Below are 18,260 nucleotides of genomic sequence, written 5' to 3'. Positions count from 1 at the left end.
GCCTGTTACTGCACGCGGCATAAATTCCGGGCGCATCGCTGCGCCCGTGTCTGTTAGCGAGAAACTTCCACTTTCGCCAGTTTTTCGTAGTAGCACGCCAGCGCGCTGTGGTCGGCGGTGCCCAGGCCATCAGCACGTAGCGCCTGCATCATCTCCATCACCGCGGCGGTCAGCGGCAGCTGCGCGCCCACGCCGTGAGAGGTATCGAGCGCGTTAGCCAGATCTTTAATGTGCAGATCGATACGGAAGCCCGGCTTGAAGTTACGATCCATTACCATAGGCGCTTTCGCATCCAGCACGGTGCTGCCTGCCAGACCGCCACGGATCGCCTGATAGACCAGATCCGGGTTCACGCCCGCTTTGGTTGCCAGCGTCAGCGCTTCGGACATGGCCGCGATGTTCAGCGCCACAATCACCTGGTTTGCCAGCTTGGTAACGTTGCCCGCGCCGATGTCGCCGGTGTGAACCACCGAGCCCGCCATCGCTTTCATCAGATCGTAGTACTTGTCGAAAACCGCTTTATCGCCGCCAACCATCACGGAGAGCGTGCCGTCGATCGCTTTAGGTTCGCCGCCGCTTACCGGCGCATCCAGCATCTCAACCCCTTTCGCCTTCAGCGCGTCGCTGATTTCGCGGCTCGCCAGCGGCGCGATGGAGCTCATGTCGATCAGTACCAGGCCCGGTTTTGCCCCTTCGATAATGCCGTTTTCACCCAGCGCGACCTCTTTTACATGCGGCGAGTTAGGCAACATGGTGATGATCACGTCGCACTGTTCGGCAATGGCTTTTGGCGTGGAGGCGGTTTCAGCGCCAGCGGCAATGATCTCGCCGACAGATTCAGGATTACGGTCGGAAACCACCAGCGAGTAACCTGCTTTGATCAGGTTTTTGCTCATCGGTTTGCCCATAATGCCCAGGCCAATAAAACCAACTTTAATCGTCATAATTCGTCTCTCTGTCTCGCGGGTTATTTTTTAAAAGAATCAGCTAGTTTTTGCGTAGCGGAGCGGAACACGCCCAGGTCGCTGCCGACGGCCACAAAGGTGGCGCCCCACTCAAGGTAGCGGCGCGCATCGGCTTCCACCGGCGCCAGAATGCCGCTCGGCTTACCGTGTGCTTTGGCACGCGCAAAAATGTGCTGAATGGCACTCTGAACCTCTGGATGGTTCGCATTGCCCAGATGACCTAACGCGGCGGCCAGGTCGCTTGGGCCGACGAAGATGCCGTCCACGCCGGACGTCGCCGCGATGGCATCCACGCTATCCACCCCTTTCTGGCTTTCGATTTGCACAAGGATGGTGATGTTCTTGTTCGATTGGGCGAAGTAGTCCGGCACGGTGCCAAACATGTTGGCGCGGTGGGAAACGGAAACGCCGCGGATGCCTTCCGGCGGGTAACGGGTAGAGGCTACCGCCTGCACCGCTTCCTCTTCGCTCTCCACAAACGGGATCAGGAAGTTATAAAAGCCGATATCCAGCATCCGTTTGATGATGACCGGGTCGTTGGTCGGCACGCGTACCACCGGCGCGCTGGTGCTGCCTTTCAGAGCCATCAGCTGCGGAATAAGGGTGGTGACGTCGTTTGGCGCATGTTCGCCATCCAGCACCAGCCAGTCAAAACCTGCCAGCCCGAGCACTTCGGTGCTGATAGGGTTCGCCAGCGCCGACCAGCAGCCAATCTGAACCTGTTTTGCCGCAAGGGCTGCTTTAAATTTGTTCGGGAAAATATCGTTACTCATGACTGTTACCTTTGCTTATTTCTGCAATTCCATACGTTTGATGTCGCCTACCACGAAGAGGTAGCACACCATTGCCATTAGCGCTGAACAGCCAACAAAGATCAGCGCCGCGTTAAATGAGTGCAGCTCGCTCACCAGATAGCCAATAACCAGCGGCGTGACGATAGAGGCGACGTTGCCGAATACGTTAAAAACACCGCCGCACAGGCCGATAATCTCTCTCGGCGCCGTATCGGAGATAACGGGCCAGCCCAGCGCGCCAAAGCCCTTGCCGAAAAAGGCCAGCGCCATCAGCGCCACCACCAGCACGGTGTTATCGGTGTAGTTGCACAGGATAATGGTGGAAGCCAGCAGCATCCCGAGCACGATGGGCAGCTTACGCGCCAGGGTGGTGGAGGTGCCACGCTTTATCAGATGATCGGAGAAGACGCCCCCCAGCACACCGCCCGCAAAGCCGCACAGCGCCGGGATAGAGGCGGCCAGCCCCACTTTCAGAATCGACATCCCCTTCTCCTGCACCAGATAGATAGGAAACCAGGTGAGGAAGAACCAGGTGATGGTGTTGATAAAGTACTGGCCGAAAAAGACGCCCAGCATCATGCGGTTGGTAAGCAGCTGTTTGATGTAGTTAAGCTTCGGCCCTTTGGCAGCCTGGTCGCCGGGTTTTTTATGATCCATATCGACCACCGCGCCCCCTTCGGAGATAAATTTCAGCTCCTCGGCGGACATCCGCGGATGGTCGGTCGGGTTATGGATAAATTTCACCCACACCGCGGTTAAAGCGAAACCGATGATCCCCATGACGGTAAAGACGTGCTCCCAGCCCCAGGCGAAGGTCAGCCAGCCCAGCAGCGGCGAGAAGAGCGCGAGAGAGAAATATTGCGCCGCGTTAAAAAGCGCCGATGCGGTGCCGCGCTCTTTGGTGGGAAACCATGCGGCAACGATGCGCGCATTTGCCGGAAAGGAGGGCGCTTCGGAGAAGCCCAGCATAAAGCGCATGCAGAACATAGAGATACCCGCCCATGCCAGCGGGAAAAAGCCGACAAACCCCTGCAGAAAGGTGAAAAGTGACCAGAAAAAGAGGCTGAAGGCGTAGACTTTCTTCGAGCCAAACTTGTCGAGCAGCCAGCCGCCGGGGATCTGCATCAGCAGATAGGCCCAGCCGAAGGCGGAGAAGATGTAGCCGATAGATACCGCGCTGAGATGCAGCTCTTTGGCAACCTCAGTCCCGGCGATAGAGAGCGTCGCGCGGTCGGCATAATTCACGGCGGTAATAATAAATATCACCAGCAATATAAGATAACGGGTTGCAATTCCCTTTTTGGATTCAACAGCAGTATCCAGCATCATAAATATGTCCTCAGGAAAACATCAGCGTATTTTTATTATTTTTAAACAAGAGGTGCTTTTGACTTTATTAATTGCAGACGATTACGATTATGCACCAAAACTTGAATTATTATAAGCATCCTGCCCGCCCGCCACATTGTGATAAAGCTCAATAATAACCTGTCTGGATCAACTTATCTTGTACATCTGCACAACGCAGTGGGCGCTGATACACAGATTTACGCTTTACCCGCTTACGCCGTATGGGGCGCGGCAAAAGAGGTGATCGACGTCACATTTTTCCCTGCTAACACCTGACATTCTTTATATCACTAAGCGGAGTTTTATTTTAAAAATAAAAAACCGGGAATACTTTTTTACGAATTTATGATCTCATTTCGCTGGAGAATACTGGACAATGGCCGATATCGAAATTCGACAAACGTCACCGACGCCATTTTATATTAAGGTGCACGATACCGATAATGTGGCGATTATTGTTAACGACAATGGCCTGACCGCCGGTACGCGTTTCCCTGACGGGGTGACGCTGATTGAACATATTCCGCAAGGGCACAAAGTGGCGCTGACGGATATCCCGGCGCATGGCGAGATCGTTCGCTATGGCGAAGTGATCGGCTATGCGGTGCGCGATATCCCCCAGGGCAGCTGGATTGACGAGTCGCTGGTAGAGCTGCCGAAAGCGCCGCCGCTTAATACCCTGCCGCTGGCCACCCGCGTGCCGGAGCCGCTGCCGCCGCTGGAGGGCTATACCTTTGAAGGCTACCGCAACGCGGACGGCAGCGTCGGCACCAAGAACCTGCTCGGCATTACCACTAGCGTCCACTGCGTGGCGGGCGTGGTCGATTACGTGGTCAAACTTATCGAGCGCGACCTGCTGCCCGACTACCCGAACGTCGACGGCGTGGTGGGGCTGAACCACCTCTACGGCTGCGGCGTCGCCATTAACGCGCCGGCGGCAGTTGTCCCTATCCGTACCATTCACAACATCGCCCTTAACCCCAACTTTGGCGGTGAAGTGATGGTCATTGGCCTGGGCTGTGAAAAACTGCAGCCGGAGCGTCTTCTGCAGGGGACAGACGATGTGCAGGTCATTCCGGTGGAGGAGGCCAGCATTGTGCGCCTGCAGGATGAACATCATGTGGGCTTTAAGTCGATGGTGGATGACATTCTCCAGGTGGCCAGACGTCATCTCGAGAAGCTGAATCGGCGCCAGCGCGAAACCTGCCCCGCCTCTGAGCTGGTGGTGGGTATGCAGTGCGGCGGCAGCGACGCCTTCTCTGGCGTCACCGCTAACCCGGCGGTGGGATATGCGTCGGATCTGCTGGTCCGCTGCGGCGCCACGGTGATGTTCTCTGAGGTGACGGAAGTACGCGACGCGATTCATCTGTTGACCCCCCGCGCCATCAATGAAGAGGTCGGTAAACGGCTACTGGAGGAGATGGCCTGGTACGATAACTATCTCGACATGGGCAAAACCGACCGCAGCGCCAACCCCTCCCCCGGCAATAAAAAAGGCGGCCTGGCGAACGTGGTGGAAAAAGCGCTCGGTTCCATTGCCAAATCGGGCAAAAGCGCGATTGTGGAGGTGCTCTCCCCGGGTCAGCGCCCGACAAAACGCGGCCTGATTTACGCCGCTACGCCTGCCAGCGATTTCGTCTGCGGCACGCAGCAGGTCGCTTCCGGCATTACGGTGCAGGTCTTTACCACCGGGCGCGGTACGCCGTATGGCCTGATGGCAGTGCCGGTGATCAAGATGGCGACCCGTACCGAGCTGGCAAACCGCTGGTACGACTTAATGGATATCAACGCAGGCACCATCGCCACGGGCGAAGAAAGCATAGAGGATGTGGGCTGGAAGCTGTTCCACTTCATTCTCGACGTGGCGAGCGGACGCAAGAAAACCTTCTCCGATCAATGGGGATTACATAACCAGCTGGCGGTGTTTAACCCGGCGCCGGTGACCTGATCGTTCTTCCCCCTTTTTAGAGCATGGCTTCGGCCATGCTTTTTTTTACCCTTCAAACTTTCGCTTACTTATTTTTCCTTTCGAAACTTTCGTTTTTCAGAGCTCAATCACAAAAAAACGTTACGAAAGCATATAGATTCTTTCGCAACAACAAAACGAAAGGTTTCGGAGGGGAGATGTACATCATTTCAACCAAAGCGATGTTACAGAAAGCGCAGCGCGAAGGTTACGCCGTCCCGGCATTCAATGTTCATAATCTTGAAACACTACAGGTGGTGGTCGAAACCTCCGCCGGGCTGCATGCTCCGCTCATTGTGGCGGGCACGGCCGGCACCTTTAGCTATGCCGGAACAGGCAATATTGTGGCGATCGCAGGAGATCTGGCGAAAACCTGGAACCATCCGCTGGCTATTCATCTCGATCATCACGAGTCATTCGACGATATCAAACAAAAAGTGAAGGCTGGCGTGCGCTCCGCCATGATCGACGGCTCCCACCTCGCTTTCGCCGACAACGTCGCGCTGGTGAAAAAAGTGACCGATTACTGCCACCGTTATGATGTCAGCGTGGAGGCCGAGCTGGGGCGTCTGGGCGGTCAGGAAGATGATTTGGTGGTTGATGGCAAAGATGCGCTCTACACCAGCCCGCAGCAGGCGCGGGAATTTGTCGCCCTGACCGGCATCGACTCCCTGGCGGTCGCCATTGGAACCGCTCACGGGCTCTATACCGCAGCGCCGGTCCTCGACTTTGACCGCCTGGCGCAGATCCGCCAGCAGGTCGATATTCCGCTTGTTTTACATGGCGCGTCGGGGCTCTCTGGCGCCGATATCAGCAGGGCGATCCGCTCTGGCATCTGCAAGGTCAACGTCGCTACTGAATTAAAAATCGCCTTCTCTGACGCCCTGAAAACCTATTTTGCCTCGCATCCTGACGCCAGCGATCCGCGCCACTATATGGTGCCCGCGAAAGCCGCCATGAAAGAGGTAGTGCGCAAAGTCATCGCGGACTGTGGCTGTGAAGGAAAGCTTTAAAAATCATATCTCAGCGTTTCACGATAACCTGGAGGAAAAGGTGAAGAATATTATTGCCCGCCATAAGGCGGGAGAGCATATCGGTATCTGTTCTGTCTGCTCGGCGCACCCGCTGGTCATTGAAGCGGCGCTGCGATTCGATCTGCATACCCAAAACAAGGTGTTGATTGAGGCGACATCAAACCAGGTTAATCAGTTCGGCGGCTATACCGGTATGAAACCCGCTGATTTTCGCGATTTCGTGCTGAACATTGCCGAACAGATTGGCTTTCCCGCAGATCGTCTTATCCTCGGCGGCGACCATCTGGGGCCGAACTGCTGGCAAAACGAACCAGCGGAAACGGCGATGACGAAAGCGGTCGCGCTGATCAAAGCGTATGTCGCCGCCGGCTTCACCAAAATTCATCTGGACGCCTCCATGTCCTGCGCCGACGATCCTGTGCCGCTGGCTCCAGCCGTCGTCGCCGAGCGCGCCGCCCGCCTGTGCCAGGCAGCCGAAGAGACCGCCACCCCTGAACAAAAAGCGGCGTTAACTTATGTAATTGGTACCGAGGTGCCTGTCCCGGGCGGGGAAGCCAGCAGTATTCATCACGTTCACGTTACCCGCGTGGAAGATGCCGCGCTAACGCTCGAAACCCATCGCGTGGCGTTTACGGCGCTGGGGCTTGAGGAGGCCATGACGCGCGTTATCGCTATCGTGGTTCAGCCGGGCGTGGAGTTCGATCACACCCAAATCATCCATTACCAGCCGCAGGCCGCAGAGGCGCTCTCCCGCTGGATCTGCCAGACGCCAATGGTCTACGAGGCGCACTCAACCGATTACCAGTCTCGCCAGGCCTATCGCGAGCTGGTGCGGGACCATTTCGCCATTCTGAAGGTCGGCCCGGCGCTCACCTTCGCGCTCCGGGAAGCCATTTTTGCCCTCGCGCAGATGGAAAATGAGCTGGTTTCGCCAGAGAGCCGCAGCCACGTGCTGGAGGTGATTGACGAAGTGATGCTGAACGAGCCGGAATACTGGAAGAAGTATTATCACCCGACCTGGAGCCAGGCCATGGTGGATATCCACTTTAGCCTTTCCGATCGCATCCGCTACTACTGGCCGCACCCGCGCATTCGCCAGGGGGTGGAAAAGCTCATCGCGAACCTCAGCGACGTCACTCTGCCACTGGGCCTTATCAGTCAATTTATGCCCGTTCAGTTTGAACGTTTGTCGGCAAATGAGATCGCCGCTACGCCCCGTAATCTCATTCTCGACAAAATACAGGATGTGCTGCGCGCCTACCGCTACGGCTGCGCCCCTGAAAACCGCTGATACCGGAGTTTTTATGAGTCAACTTTTTGTCCGTACTGGCATTGCATTTGATAACCGCCATCAGGCTTTGGCCCATATCGGCGAGGAGATGCTGGCAAGAGGCGTTGTACACGCCTCCTACCCCGCCGCTCTGGCTGAAAGAGAGCTTGTTTATCCTACAGGCATCGCGCTTGAACAGCATGCGGTGGCGATCCCCCACTGTGAAGCGATACACGCCAGATCGCCGGCAATTTATCTTATTCGCCCGGTTAAACCGGTGAATTTTCAGCAGGCTGATGATGATAAGGAGATTGCCGTTTCACTCATTATCGCGCTGATTGTTGAAAACCCGGCGGCACAACTCAAACTCCTGCGCCGCCTGTTTAGTGAGCTGCAAAACCCCCATACGCTGGAAACGCTGCTGTCCGTACCTGACGACCAACTTGCCGCGTACTTCCGGGATACGATCCTTGAGCCGGAGTCTTACGCTCAAGCCATCTAAGTCACTGATAATAACAGGAGTACCCTATGAAACGTAAAGTGATTGTCGCCTGCGGCGGAGCCGTTGCTACCTCCACGATGGCGGCAGAAGAGATTAAAGAGCTGTGTGAAACGCACCACATCGATCTCGACCTCGTGCAGTGCCGGGTGACGGAAATTGAGACCTATATGGATGGTGCCGACCTGATCTGCACCACCGCTAAGGTCGATCGCGCCTTTGGTGATATCCCCGTCGTACATGGCATGCCCTTTGTTTCGGGCGTGGGTATCGAAGCCCTGCAGCAAAAAATCCTGACCATTCTCGAGGGATAACGCTATGTTTACCGAAATCATGCGGTATATCCTCGATCTGGGACCTACCGTAATGCTGCCCATCGTCATCATTATTTTCTCAAAGTTGCTGGGGATGAAGCTGGGCGATTGCTTTAAGTCAGGGCTGCACATCGGCATTGGCTTCGTCGGGATTGGGCTGGTGATCGGCCTGATGCTCGACTCCATCGGTCCGGCAGCGAAAGCGATGGCGGAACAGTTCCAGATTAACCTTCAGGTGGTTGACGTCGGCTGGCCGGGCTCCTCCCCCATGACCTGGGCGTCGCAGATTGCGCTGGTCGCCATTCCCGTTGCCATCGGGGTGAACATCGTCATGCTGATCACCCGGACGACACGGGTGGTGAATGTCGATATCTGGAATATCTGGCATATGACCTTTACCGGGGCGATGCTCCATCTGGCCACCGGCTCTTACTGGATCGGCATTCTGGGCGTCGTCGTTCATGCCGCCTTCGTCTATAAGCTGGGCGACTGGTTTGCTAAAGATACCCGCGAATTTTTTGGCCTGGAGGGGATCGCTATTCCGCACGGATCCTCCGCCTACCTTGGCCCCGTGGCGGTGCTTGTCGATACGATTATCGAAAAAATTCCGGGCCTGAACCGTATCCATTTCAGCGCTGACGACGTGCAAAAACGCTTCGGTCCATTCGGCGAACCGGTTACCGTCGGCTTTATTATGGGTCTGGTTATCGGCCTGCTGGCGGGTTACGACGCCAAAGGCGTCCTGCAGCTTGCGGTGAAAACCGCTGCGGTCATGCTCCTTATGCCGCGCGTCATCAAACCGATCATGGATGGCCTGACGCCAATCGCAAAACAGGCGCGTAAACGCCTGCAGGCTAAATTTGGCGGCCAGGAGTTTTTAATCGGTCTTGATCCGGCGCTGCTGCTTGGTCATACCGCGGTGGTCTCCGCCAGCCTGATTTTTATCCCCTTAACCATTCTGATTGCCGTCCTGGTGCCGGGCAACAAGGTGCTGCCCTTTGGCGACCTTGCCACCATCGGCTTCTTTGTGGCGATGGCGGTCGCGGTGCATCAGGGTAACCTGTTCCGCACGCTGATTTCCGGGGTCATCATTATGGGAATGACGCTGTGGATAGCGACCCAGACAATCGGGCTGCATACCCAGCTTGCGCAGAATGCCGGCGCGCTGAAGGCGGGTGGCCTGGTCGCTTCCATGGACCAGGGAGGTTCCCCGGTGACCTGGCTGCTGATTGAGCTGTTCACCTGGCAAAACGTTGTCGGCTTTATCGTCATTGCCGCCATCTACGTTACGGGCGTCCTGCTCACCTGGCGCCGGGCGCGCACTTTTGTGGCGGCAGAAAAACTGGCCGTCACGCAGCAAAGCCAGCCTCTTTCCTGACAACAGGGGAGCCAGGCTCCCCTTCTTTCTCTGGAGTCTAAAATGAAATCAGTGGTTATTCACGCTGAAGGCAGCGTGCGCGTTGAAGAACGTCCTGTTCCTCAGATCCAGGCCGCAGATGATGTGCAGGTGCGCGTCGTCTGTTCCGGGCTGTGCGGCTCGGATATCCCGCGAATTTTTAACAACGGCGCGCATTATTACCCCATCACGCTCGGTCATGAATTTAGCGGCTACGTTGAAGCCTGCGGCGCGGATGTGACCGATCTCCGCCCCGGCGACGCCGTGGCGTGCGTTCCGCTACTTCCCTGCTTTTCCTGCCCGGAGTGTGAAAAAGGCTTTTATTCACTCTGCAAGCGCTATCAGTTTGTCGGTTCCCGCAGCGATGGCGGCAATGCGGAATTTATCGTGGTAAAACGCGCCAACCTGTTCCGCCTGCCAGCGGAAATGACCATTACGGACGGGGCATTTATCGAACCGATTACTGTCGGGCTGCATGCGTTCCATCTCGCCGGAGGGTGTACTGACAAAAACGTGGTAATCGTCGGCGCAGGTACCATCGGGCTGCTGGCGATGCAGTCGGCGCTCGCGCTGGGCGCCCGCAGCGTCACGGCAATCGATATCAACGACGAACGACTCACGCTGGCAAAAAGGCTGGGAGCCACGCGGATACTTAACAGCAAAACGTCAGACGTGGCGCAGATGGCCGCTATGCTGGAAGAGAGCCGCTTCGATCAGTTGGTGTTAGAAACGGCGGGAACACCGCAGACCGTCGCGCTGGCCATCACTATCGCCGGTCCCCGCGCGCAGCTGGCGCTGGTGGGAACGCTACATCATGACCTGCACCTCCCCGCGGCCACCTTCGGCCAGATCCTGCGTAAAGAGCTAACGCTGCTCGGCAGCTGGATGAATTACTCCGCGCCGTGGCCGGGCGAAGAGTGGGAAACCGCCACCCGCCTGCTGGCACAGAAGAAATTTACACTCTCCCCGTTAATCGCCCATACGGGAGACTGCGACAGTTTTGCCCGCGCCGTTCAGGCGCTGAAGGGCGCTCCCATGCAGGGTAAGATATTGCTGCGCCTCGATTAACTTTACGAGCCAGCAACCTGAGCTGGCTCACAGTTACTTTCGAATATTGCCTTACCTCTTTCGCTTACCTTCGATTAGAATAGGGGCAGTTAATTGTCAGGCTAATCAATATGAACTCTTTTGAGCGAAGAAATAAAATCGTTGACCTGGTCAACGCACAGGGCAGCGCAATGGTGCTGGACCTTTCGAATTTGTTTGGTATCTCTGAAGTGACAATTCGCACCGATCTGCGCCTGCTGGAGGAAAAGGGGTTAGTCACACGCTTTCACGGCGGCGCGGCAAAGCCCGGCAGCAACCTTGCGGAAAGTGAAAACCAGGAGGTGACGCTGGAAGATCGTTACCAGCTCGCCAGCGACCCGAAAAAACGTATCGCCCAGGCCGCGGTGGCGATGATTGAAGAAGGAATGACCATCATCCTGGACAGCGGTAGCACGACCATGCTGATTGCCGAAGCGCTGACCAAAAGAGCCAATATCACGGTCATCACCAACAGTCTGCCTGCGGCATTCGCCCTCGCCGAAAACAAAGACATTACGCTGGTGGTGTGCGGCGGTACGGTACGTCACAAAACCCACTCCATGCATGGCACCATCGCCGAGCGCTCGCTTACCGGAATAAGCGCAGACCTGATGTTCGTCGGCGCGGATGGTATCGACGCGACCAACGGTATTACCACCTTCAATGAAGGTTACTCCATCAGCAGCGTGATGGCGGCTGCCGCACATAAAGTGATCGCCGTGCTGGATGCCAGCAAATTCAACCGTCGTGGGTTTAACCAGGTACTGCCGATGGAGAAGATTGATTGCGTGATTACGGATGACGGGATCGTCGAGAAAGACAGGAAAGCGCTCCATCAAACGCCGGTTGAGCTGATTGTTGTTTAACTGCCTGGCTCAAATCGCCCGATAGCGCTTCGCTTATCGGGCATGCCCCTGGCTTTCGTAATTTGCAGGCCGGGTAAGCGCAAGAAGAGCGTTTTCCTTTTCCGACATTTCTTCCGACATATATTCTGACACTACAGACGACGCGTGAATCCCTTCCCGCAGCGCATCGGCCATATTTTGCAGCATAAACCCGACTGCCCTAAAATCTGGTAATAACGTGCCTGCTGGAGATGAAAGGTGCCTGGTAGCGGCTTCTGTCTCTTACTCCCCCTGCTGCTCCAGCGCGTGCTTATACAGGGCGTTTTTCTTCACGCCGTGGATTTCGGCAGCAAGCGCGGCGGCTTTTTTGAGCGGCAGTTCCGCCTGCAGCAGCGCCAGGGTACGCAGGGCATCGGCAGGTAACGCGTCATCTTCCGCCTTATGGCCTTCGACAATTAGCACCATCTCCCCCTTACGGCGGTTCTCATCTTCCTTGACCCAGGCCAGCAGTTCGCCCACCGGCGCACCATGGATGGTTTCCCAGGTTTTGGTCAGCTCGCGCGCCAGCACCACGTAGCGGGAGGGTCCCCAGACGGTCACCATATCTTCCAGACTTTCCAGCAGGCGGTGCGTGGATTCATAGAAAATAAGCGTGCGCGGCTCCGCTTCCAGTTCTTTAAGCACGTCGCGACGGCCTTTCGATTTGGCGGGCAGAAAACCTTCGTAGCAGAAACGATCGGACGGCAGCCCCGCCGCGCTTAATGCGGCAATCGCAGCACACGGCCCCGGCAGCGGCACCACGCGGATGCCCGCTTCACGGCAGGTGCGCACCAGATGATAGCCCGGATCGTTGATCAGCGGCGTACCCGCATCGGAAACCAGCGCGATGTTCACTCCTTCTTTTAGCTTCGCCACCAGCGTTTCGGCTTTTTGTTGCTCATTGTGATCGTGCAGGGCGAAAAGACGGGCGTTAATAGCGAAATGCTGAAGCAGCAGACCGGTGTGGCGGGTATCTTCAGCGGCAATTAAATCAACCTCTTGCAATACGGTAAGCGCACGTTGGGTAATATCAGACAAATTCCCGATAGGAGTAGGTACAATATAAAGCTGGCCCTGAGAATTCTCTGCCGTTTCGTGTTGTTTCATTGTTTCGTCCGTATTGCCGATTTAATATTGAGCATTGCGTAAAAAATATCACTGGATACAGTATGGTACCCTTAACGTTTCTACGAAAAAAAGCCACGCGCAGCCTTCCCCTTGTGCTGGCAGCCCTGATTTTCGCCGGCTGCGGCACCCAGGCGCCCGACCAAAGCACAGCCCATATGCAGGGGTCGGCACAGGCTGATTCGGGCTTTTATCTGCAACAGATGTCGCAGAGTTCCGATGATACCAGGATCAACTGGCAATTACTCGCCATTCGTGCACTCATCCAGGAGGGCAAAACCCAGCAGGCTTCTGAGCTGTTTAACCAGCTACCTCAGGATCTCACCGACACCCAGCGGCGTGAACGGTCGCTGCTGGATGCCGAGCTGAAAATTGCGCAGAAAGATTATGCTGGCGCCAAAAAAGCCCTTGGGGATATCGATCTCAGCGCGCTGGATAAAAACCAGCAGGCGCGATTCTGGCAGGCGGGTATTACCGCTGAACAGGGTCGCCCTTCCCTGACGCTGCTGCGCGCCCTGGTTGCCCAGGAGCCGCTGCTGAGCGGCGCGGAGAAACAGAAAAATATCGACGCCACCTGGCAGGCCCTCTCTGGCATGACCCAGGCGCAAGCGCAGGCGCTGGTCATTAACGCCGACGAAAACGTACTGCAGGGCTGGATCGATCTTCAACAGATGTGGTTCAACAACCGCAACGATCCGGCGATGCTGAAGGCGGGGATTAGCGACTGGCGCACCCGTTATCCGCAAAACCCCGGAGCGAAGATGCTGCCGTCGCAGCTGGCGAACGTGCAAAACTTTAAGCCAGCCTCGACAGCCAGAATCGCGCTACTTCTGCCGCTAAATGGCCAGGCTGCGGTCTTTGGCCGTACTATCCGCCAGGGCTTTGAAGCGGCGAAAAACGGCACCGCCGCCGTCGCGGGTAGCGCCGTGCCGGAGCAGGCCGCGCAGGCGGCTAACGTCAACGACGTGGTAAGCCCCTCGGCCGCAGAAACCGCCGATCTGACGACCGCCCAGTCGCCGGAAGGGACTCGCCAGAATCCGGTTACTGCCCCAACCACACCGCCTGCTGCTGCTCCAGCTGCTCCAGCTGCTCCAGCTGCTCCAGCTGCTCCAGCTGCTCCAGCGGAGGCTACCGCTCCTGCCGCGCCAGCGCCAGCGACGCAGCCAGGCGATGCCGTAACGCCAGCGCCCTCCCAGCCGTCCGTAGCGCCTGCACAGGCAGTTACCGCCGCCAGCCCGGGCGCCGAGCTGAAGATCTATGACACCAGCGCTCAGCCGCTCGATCAGATACTGGCGCAGGTGCAGCAGGATGGCGCCAGCATTGTGGTCGGCCCGCTGCTGAAAAATAACGTAGAAGCGCTGATGAAAAGCAACACCTCGCTAAACGTGCTGGCGCTTAACCAGCCGGAGCAGGTGCAGAACCGGGCGAATATCTGCTATTTTGCCCTCTCCCCGGAGGATGAGGCCCGCGATGCGGCGCGTCATATCCACGATCAGGGTAAACAGGCTCCGCTGTTGCTGATCCCGCGCAGTTCCTTTGGCGATCGTGTCGCTAACGCTTTTGCCGACGAATGGAAGCGCCTGGGCGGGGGGGTCGTACTGGCGCAGAAGTTTGGTTCCGCTTCTGAACTGAGAGCGGGCGTAAATGGCGGCGCGGGTATTGCCCTTACCGGCAGCCCCATCGCCGCCAGCCTGCCGCAGCAGGAGGCTGTCACCATCGGTGACCTGACCATTCCTGCGCCGCCGAGCGAGGCGCAAATCAGCGGCGGCGGTAACGTCGATGCCGCCTACATCGTCGCCACGCCGGAAGAGATCGCCTTTATCAAGCCGATGATCGCCATGCGCAACGGTAGCCAGAGCGCGACAACGCTCTACGCCAGCTCGCGCAGCGCCCAGGGTACCGCCGGACCGGACTTCCGTCTGGAGATGGACGGGCTACAGTACAGCGAAATTCCGATGCTGGCGGGCAGCAGCCCCTCCCTGATGCAGCAGGCACTGAGCACGGTCAATAACGACTACTCGCTGGCGCGTCTGTATGCCATGGGCGTCGATGCGTGGGCGTTGGCTAATCACTTCACCCAGATGCGCCAGGTGCCTGGCTTTGAGCTGAACGGCAATACCGGGGACCTCACCGCTAACGAAAATTGCGTCATTAACAGGAAGTTATCGTGGCTCAAATACCAGCAGGGAGAGATTGTCCCGGCCAGTTAAGCCCTAAGCAGGCCGGCGAGGCGTGGGAGTTAAAAGCGCGTCGCTGGCTGGAAGGCAAGGGACTGCGTTTTATCGCCGCCAACGTCCGTGGGCGCGGCGGCGAAATCGACCTGATTATGAAAGAGGGTCGCACCACGGTGTTTATCGAAGTGCGCTACCGCCGCTCGTCGCGTTTCGGCGGCGCGGCGGCCAGCGTGACGGCCGCCAAACAACATAAATTATTACAGACTGCCCTCTTGTGGCTTACCCGCCATAATGGGAGTTTTGATACTGTGGATTGCCGATTCGATGTGGTAGCCTTCACCGGAAACGACGTTGAATGGTACAAAAACGCCTTCGGCGAAGATGCATAATTAAGATTTCAAAGGGATATCGTGCTCGAAAGAATTAAGGTTTGCTTTACGGAAAGCATTCAGACCCAGATTGCAGCAGCGGAAGCGCTGCCGGATGCCATTTCCCGCGCAGCGATGACGCTGGTACAGTCCCTGCTTAACGGCAACAAAATCCTCTGTTGTGGCAATGGTACCTCCGCCGCCAACGCACAGCATTTTGCTGCCAGTATGATTAACCGCTTTGAAACTGAACGTCCAAGCCTGCCGGCGATCGCACTTAATACGGATAACGTGGTCTTAACGGCGATTGCAAACGATCGCCTGCACGATGAGATTTACGCTAAACAGGTGCGGGCGCTGGGCCATGCGGGCGATGTTCTGCTGGCGATTTCCACACGTGGTAACAGCCGCGACATCGTCAAGGCCGTTGAAGCCGCCGTCACCCGCGATATGACTATCGTGGCGTTAACCGGCTATGACGGCGGCGAGCTGGCGGGTCTGTTAGGGCCGCAGGATGTGGAAATTCGTATTCCCTCTCATCGCAGCGCGCGCATTCAGGAGATGCATATGCTGACGGTGAACTGCCTTTGCGATCTGATCGATAACACGCTTTTCCCTCACCAGGATGATTAAGGAGTACACATGAAGGCCTTTTCGCCCCTCGCAGTCCTTATTTCTGCGCTGCTGCTTCAGGGATGCGTCGCGGCGGCCGTCGTTGGCACCGCCGCGGTCGGCACCAAGGCGGCGACCGATCCGCGCACTGTTGGAACGCAGGTTGATGACGGCACGCTGGAGCTGCGCGTCAATAGCGCTCTGTCGAAAGACGAGCAAATCAAGAAAGAGGCGCGTATTAACGTCACCGCCTATCAGGGCAAAGTGCTGCTGGTCGGCCAGGCGCCGAACCCGGATCTCGCCTCCCGCGCGAAGCAGATCGCTATGGGTGTAGAGGGTGCCACCGAGGTGTTTAACGAGATCCGCCAGGGTCAGCCGATTAGCCTCGGCACCGCGTCGTCAGATACCTGGATCACCACTAAAGTACGCTCGCAGCTTCTCGGCAGCGACCAGGTGAAATCCTCAAACGTGAAGGTCACCACGGAAAATGGCGAGGTGTTCCTGCTGGGTCTGGTAACCGACCGCGAAGGTAAAGCCGCGGCGGATATCGCCAGCCGCGTCAGCGGCGTGAAGCACGTGACGACGGCGTTTACCTATATTAAATAAACAGTCGTTAACCCTCTCCCTGCGGGGAGAGGGAACTGCCCGTCAACGTTAAAGCAGCGCAATACTTCCCACTATCACCCCACTTAACGCCACCAGCGCGCCGGTAAGCCACAGGGCTTTCGCCGGGAAAGCTTTGTGCAGCATAATCAGCGACGGCAGGCTGACCGCAGGCAAGGTAATCAACAGCGCCAGCGCGGGGGCGGTGCCCATCCCTGCCAGCATCATCGTCTGCACAATCGGGATCTCGGCGGCGGTCGGGATCACAAACAGGCAGCCGGCAATCGCCATCGCCACCACCCACAGCAGGGTGTTGTCAATGGCGCCATCCGCATGAGGGAAGAGCCAGACGCGCGCGGCCCCCAGCGCCAGTACTGCCAGGATGTAGACCGGGATAGTGCTCCAGAAAAGCTGCCACAGCGCCCGGCTCCAGCGGGCCATAAAACTCCCCTGCGGCTCAACGGCGCTTGTTTCAACCGTGGCAGCAGGCAGATCGCGCTCTTTCACCAGATACTGCACCAGCGAGGCGACCACCAGCACGGTGAGCAGCCCGGCCACCAGCCTGATCAGCGCAAAATGCCAGCCGAGCACAAAGCCCATAAAGACCAGCGTGGCCGGGTTGAGCAGCGGGTTGCCCATCCAGAACGCCAGCGCGCCACCCATCGACACGCGCTGGCGGCGCATGCCGGCGGCGACCGGCGCCGCGCAGCAGGTGCACATCATTCCGGGCAGAGAGAAGATCGTCCCCAGCAGCGTTCCCTGGAAGCGTGGCTGTCCGAGGGTGCGCATCAACCAGTCGCGCGGGATCAGCACCTGAATAAGCGAGCCCAGCAATACCCCCAGCACGGCCGCTTTCCAGACGGCGAGAAAGTAAACCATCGCGTAATCCCAGGCCGCCTTAAGCGGGCTGGGATCGCCGTTAGCAAGAATCGATTTGCCGATACTGTGCGTTTCGGCGGCGGTGAAGGCTTTGCCATAGTAGGGCTGCCACTTCACATACCAGAGACCAACAAGAACAACGAGCAGAAAAAGCGCGGGTTTCCACCACTGAACGTGGGGCGCCGCCTGAGATGAAGACTGACCAGCCATAACCTATCCCGGGGAATTGAGTGAATTTTGCCCCCGGATATTACGCCTCGCCCCTGGCAATTTCACGCAGTTTTGCCGATGGGATAATCGTCACCCCCTCCCGGGAAGGAGAAAAAGCCTCTTTCATCATGGCGCGCGCCACGTCCCGTGCCTCGATCGATTTCCAGTTCCCCGGCAGAAGCTGGAACAGTGGGGCAAAAAGAGATTCGCTGAAACGGTGCTTTTCACGATCGCCCAGCAGCATGGAAGGGCGGACAATCGTTAACCGTTCCCACCTCTGCGCGATCAACGCCGCCTCCATTTTCCCTTTCACTTTGTTGTAGAAAAAATGGGAGCTTTCGCTGGCGCCCATCGCACTCACCACCAGAAAATGTTTAGCGCCCAGCTTCCTGGCGGTAAGAGCGGTATCCACCACCAGCGTGTAATCAGCATGAATAAAAGCCTCTTTACTGCCCGCTTCGCGCCGGGTGGTCCCCAGACAGCAGAAAGCGATATCAATAGGATCTTTCACCATCGCCAGCGCATCGGTCAGCTGCGGATCGTGAGGATTAAAGACGCCGTCGATCCCTCCCAGCGGGCGACGGGTGGGAGCAGCGATATAGTTCACTTTACCCGAAGGGATTAGCATCCGCAGCAAGTGGTTGCCCACCAGCCCGGTGGCGCCTGTGATTAACACCTGACTCATCATCTCTCCCCTTTGCGGAATTGTCCGTTTGCGATTTCAGCCTGCT

Annotated in this window: 18 protein-coding genes and 1 pseudogene; 12 read left to right on the top strand and 7 right to left on the bottom strand. The window is 57.3% G+C overall.

Annotated elements, in window-relative coordinates; translation table 11 throughout:
* Window positions 1-53 precede the first annotated feature (53 nt).
* Genes garR through BN3796_RS04135 form a run of 3 tightly spaced genes read right to left on the bottom strand, consistent with a single transcriptional unit; the run spans window position 54 to window position 3,088 of the window.
* A complete protein-coding gene (gene garR, locus BN3796_RS04145; RefSeq protein WP_061707125.1) occupies window positions 54-944 on the bottom strand; it encodes a 2-hydroxy-3-oxopropionate reductase in 891 nt (296 codons plus the stop codon).
* Between the two features lie 23 nt (window positions 945-967).
* Window positions 968-1,738, bottom strand: coding sequence for a 2-dehydro-3-deoxyglucarate aldolase (garL, locus tag BN3796_RS04140; protein ID WP_061707124.1), 771 nt, complete (start codon window positions 1,736-1,738; stop codon window positions 968-970).
* A 15-nt stretch (window positions 1,739-1,753) separates the two neighbouring features.
* Entirely contained in the window at window positions 1,754-3,088 is a 1,335-nt protein-coding gene (locus tag BN3796_RS04135) for an MFS transporter (RefSeq protein ID WP_061707123.1), read from the bottom strand.
* 397 nt (window positions 3,089-3,485) lie between these two features.
* Here BN3796_RS04135 and garD point away from each other — a divergent pair, with 397 nt between their 5' ends.
* From garD to BN3796_RS04095, 8 genes are all read left to right on the top strand, one after another.
* Entirely contained in the window at window positions 3,486-5,057 is a 1,572-nt protein-coding gene (gene garD, locus BN3796_RS04130; RefSeq protein WP_061707122.1) for a galactarate dehydratase, read from the top strand.
* Between the two features lie 176 nt (window positions 5,058-5,233).
* The gene (locus tag BN3796_RS04125; RefSeq protein ID WP_061707121.1) at window positions 5,234-6,088 is read left to right on the top strand and encodes a tagatose bisphosphate family class II aldolase; all 855 of its coding nucleotides are present in this window, start codon (window positions 5,234-5,236) and stop codon (window positions 6,086-6,088) included.
* Between the two features lie 40 nt (window positions 6,089-6,128).
* Window positions 6,129-7,400 carry a tagatose-bisphosphate aldolase subunit GatZ gene (gatZ, locus tag BN3796_RS04120; RefSeq protein WP_061707548.1) on the top strand — a complete coding sequence of 424 codons (1,272 nt, stop codon included), beginning with the start codon at window positions 6,129-6,131 and terminating at the stop codon, window positions 7,398-7,400.
* Window positions 7,401-7,413: 13 nt separating this feature from the next.
* Entirely contained in the window at window positions 7,414-7,881 is a 468-nt protein-coding gene (gene gatA, locus BN3796_RS04115; RefSeq protein ID WP_061707120.1) for a PTS galactitol transporter subunit IIA, read from the top strand.
* Window positions 7,882-7,907: 26 nt separating this feature from the next.
* Window positions 7,908-8,192, top strand: coding sequence for a PTS galactitol transporter subunit IIB (gene gatB, locus BN3796_RS04110; RefSeq protein ID WP_061707119.1), 285 nt, complete (start codon window positions 7,908-7,910; stop codon window positions 8,190-8,192).
* Window positions 8,193-8,196: 4 nt separating this feature from the next.
* A complete protein-coding gene (locus BN3796_RS04105) occupies window positions 8,197-9,570 on the top strand; it encodes a galactitol-specific PTS transporter subunit IIC (protein ID WP_061707118.1) in 1,374 nt (457 codons plus the stop codon).
* Between the two features lie 42 nt (window positions 9,571-9,612).
* Window positions 9,613-10,656, top strand: coding sequence for a galactitol-1-phosphate 5-dehydrogenase (gene gatD, locus BN3796_RS04100; protein WP_061707117.1), 1,044 nt, complete (start codon window positions 9,613-9,615; stop codon window positions 10,654-10,656).
* 110 nt (window positions 10,657-10,766) lie between these two features.
* Window positions 10,767-11,540 (top strand): DeoR/GlpR family DNA-binding transcription regulator, encoded by a 774-nt coding sequence (locus BN3796_RS04095; protein WP_061707116.1) that lies wholly within the window; start codon window positions 10,767-10,769, stop codon window positions 11,538-11,540.
* A gap of 75 nt (window positions 11,541-11,615) precedes the next feature.
* Here BN3796_RS04095 and BN3796_RS21150 read toward each other — a convergent pair.
* Both BN3796_RS21150 and rsmI read right to left on the bottom strand, forming a co-directional pair.
* Window positions 11,616-11,791: pseudogene (locus BN3796_RS21150) on the bottom strand (Fic family protein); the annotation flags it as partial.
* A 10-nt stretch (window positions 11,792-11,801) separates the two neighbouring features.
* A complete protein-coding gene (gene rsmI, locus BN3796_RS04090; protein WP_061707115.1) occupies window positions 11,802-12,665 on the bottom strand; it encodes a 16S rRNA (cytidine(1402)-2'-O)-methyltransferase in 864 nt (287 codons plus the stop codon).
* A 62-nt stretch (window positions 12,666-12,727) separates the two neighbouring features.
* Here rsmI and BN3796_RS04085 point away from each other — a divergent pair, with 62 nt between their 5' ends.
* Genes BN3796_RS04085 through dolP form a run of 4 tightly spaced genes read left to right on the top strand, consistent with a single transcriptional unit; the run spans window position 12,728 to window position 16,443 of the window.
* Window positions 12,728-14,893 carry a penicillin-binding protein activator gene (locus BN3796_RS04085; RefSeq protein ID WP_061707114.1) on the top strand — a complete coding sequence of 722 codons (2,166 nt, stop codon included), beginning with the start codon at window positions 12,728-12,730 and terminating at the stop codon, window positions 14,891-14,893.
* Window positions 14,851-15,246, top strand: a complete 396-nt coding sequence (locus BN3796_RS04080) for a YraN family protein (RefSeq protein ID WP_061707113.1) — start codon at window positions 14,851-14,853, stop codon at window positions 15,244-15,246. Before BN3796_RS04085 ends, BN3796_RS04080 begins: the two co-directional genes overlap by 43 nt.
* A 21-nt stretch (window positions 15,247-15,267) precedes the next feature.
* Window positions 15,268-15,858, top strand: coding sequence for a DnaA initiator-associating protein DiaA (gene diaA / locus BN3796_RS04075; protein ID WP_003861754.1), 591 nt, complete (start codon window positions 15,268-15,270; stop codon window positions 15,856-15,858).
* A 9-nt stretch (window positions 15,859-15,867) separates the two neighbouring features.
* Window positions 15,868-16,443 carry a division/outer membrane stress-associated lipid-binding lipoprotein gene (dolP, locus tag BN3796_RS04070; protein ID WP_061707112.1) on the top strand — a complete coding sequence of 192 codons (576 nt, stop codon included), beginning with the start codon at window positions 15,868-15,870 and terminating at the stop codon, window positions 16,441-16,443.
* Between the two features lie 48 nt (window positions 16,444-16,491).
* Here dolP and BN3796_RS04065 read toward each other — a convergent pair whose 3' ends face one another.
* Together BN3796_RS04065 and BN3796_RS04060 are read right to left on the bottom strand one after the other, a co-directional pair.
* Window positions 16,492-17,529, bottom strand: a complete 1,038-nt coding sequence (locus BN3796_RS04065; protein WP_061707111.1) for a permease — start codon at window positions 17,527-17,529, stop codon at window positions 16,492-16,494.
* A gap of 40 nt (window positions 17,530-17,569) precedes the next feature.
* On the bottom strand, window positions 17,570-18,214 hold the full coding sequence (locus BN3796_RS04060; RefSeq protein ID WP_061707110.1) for an NAD(P)H-binding protein: 645 nt from the start codon (window positions 18,212-18,214) through the stop codon (window positions 17,570-17,572).
* Window positions 18,215-18,260: the final 46 nt, after the last annotated feature.

This window comes from Pseudenterobacter timonensis, from assembly GCF_900021175.1.
In the GTDB taxonomy this organism is placed as follows: Bacteria; Pseudomonadota; Gammaproteobacteria; order Enterobacterales; family Enterobacteriaceae; genus Enterobacter; species Enterobacter timonensis.
Note: the sequence above shows the minus strand (reverse complement) of the source record. Positions and strands in the feature narration are given on the sequence as shown.

Coding starts and splice junctions, on each gene's coding strand:
- BN3796_RS04125 (WP_061707121.1), top strand. CDS start 5,234: ATGTACATCATTTCAACCAAAGCGATGTTACAGAAAGCGCAGCGCGAA.
- BN3796_RS04085 (WP_061707114.1), top strand. CDS start 12,728: ATGGTACCCTTAACGTTTCTACGAAAAAAAGCCACGCGCAGCCTTCCC.
- BN3796_RS04135 (WP_061707123.1), bottom strand. CDS start 3,088: ATGATGCTGGATACTGCTGTTGAATCCAAAAAGGGAATTGCAACCCGT.
- rsmI (WP_061707115.1), bottom strand. CDS start 12,665: ATGAAACAACACGAAACGGCAGAGAATTCTCAGGGCCAGCTTTATATT.
- dolP (WP_061707112.1), top strand. CDS start 15,868: ATGAAGGCCTTTTCGCCCCTCGCAGTCCTTATTTCTGCGCTGCTGCTT.
- gatB (WP_061707119.1), top strand. CDS start 7,908: ATGAAACGTAAAGTGATTGTCGCCTGCGGCGGAGCCGTTGCTACCTCC.
- garD (WP_061707122.1), top strand. CDS start 3,486: ATGGCCGATATCGAAATTCGACAAACGTCACCGACGCCATTTTATATT.
- BN3796_RS04060 (WP_061707110.1), bottom strand. CDS start 18,214: ATGAGTCAGGTGTTAATCACAGGCGCCACCGGGCTGGTGGGCAACCAC.
- BN3796_RS04105 (WP_061707118.1), top strand. CDS start 8,197: ATGTTTACCGAAATCATGCGGTATATCCTCGATCTGGGACCTACCGTA.
- BN3796_RS04065 (WP_061707111.1), bottom strand. CDS start 17,529: ATGGCTGGTCAGTCTTCATCTCAGGCGGCGCCCCACGTTCAGTGGTGG.
- gatD (WP_061707117.1), top strand. CDS start 9,613: ATGAAATCAGTGGTTATTCACGCTGAAGGCAGCGTGCGCGTTGAAGAA.
- garL (WP_061707124.1), bottom strand. CDS start 1,738: ATGAGTAACGATATTTTCCCGAACAAATTTAAAGCAGCCCTTGCGGCA.
- gatA (WP_061707120.1), top strand. CDS start 7,414: ATGAGTCAACTTTTTGTCCGTACTGGCATTGCATTTGATAACCGCCAT.
- BN3796_RS04095 (WP_061707116.1), top strand. CDS start 10,767: ATGAACTCTTTTGAGCGAAGAAATAAAATCGTTGACCTGGTCAACGCA.
- garR (WP_061707125.1), bottom strand. CDS start 944: ATGACGATTAAAGTTGGTTTTATTGGCCTGGGCATTATGGGCAAACCG.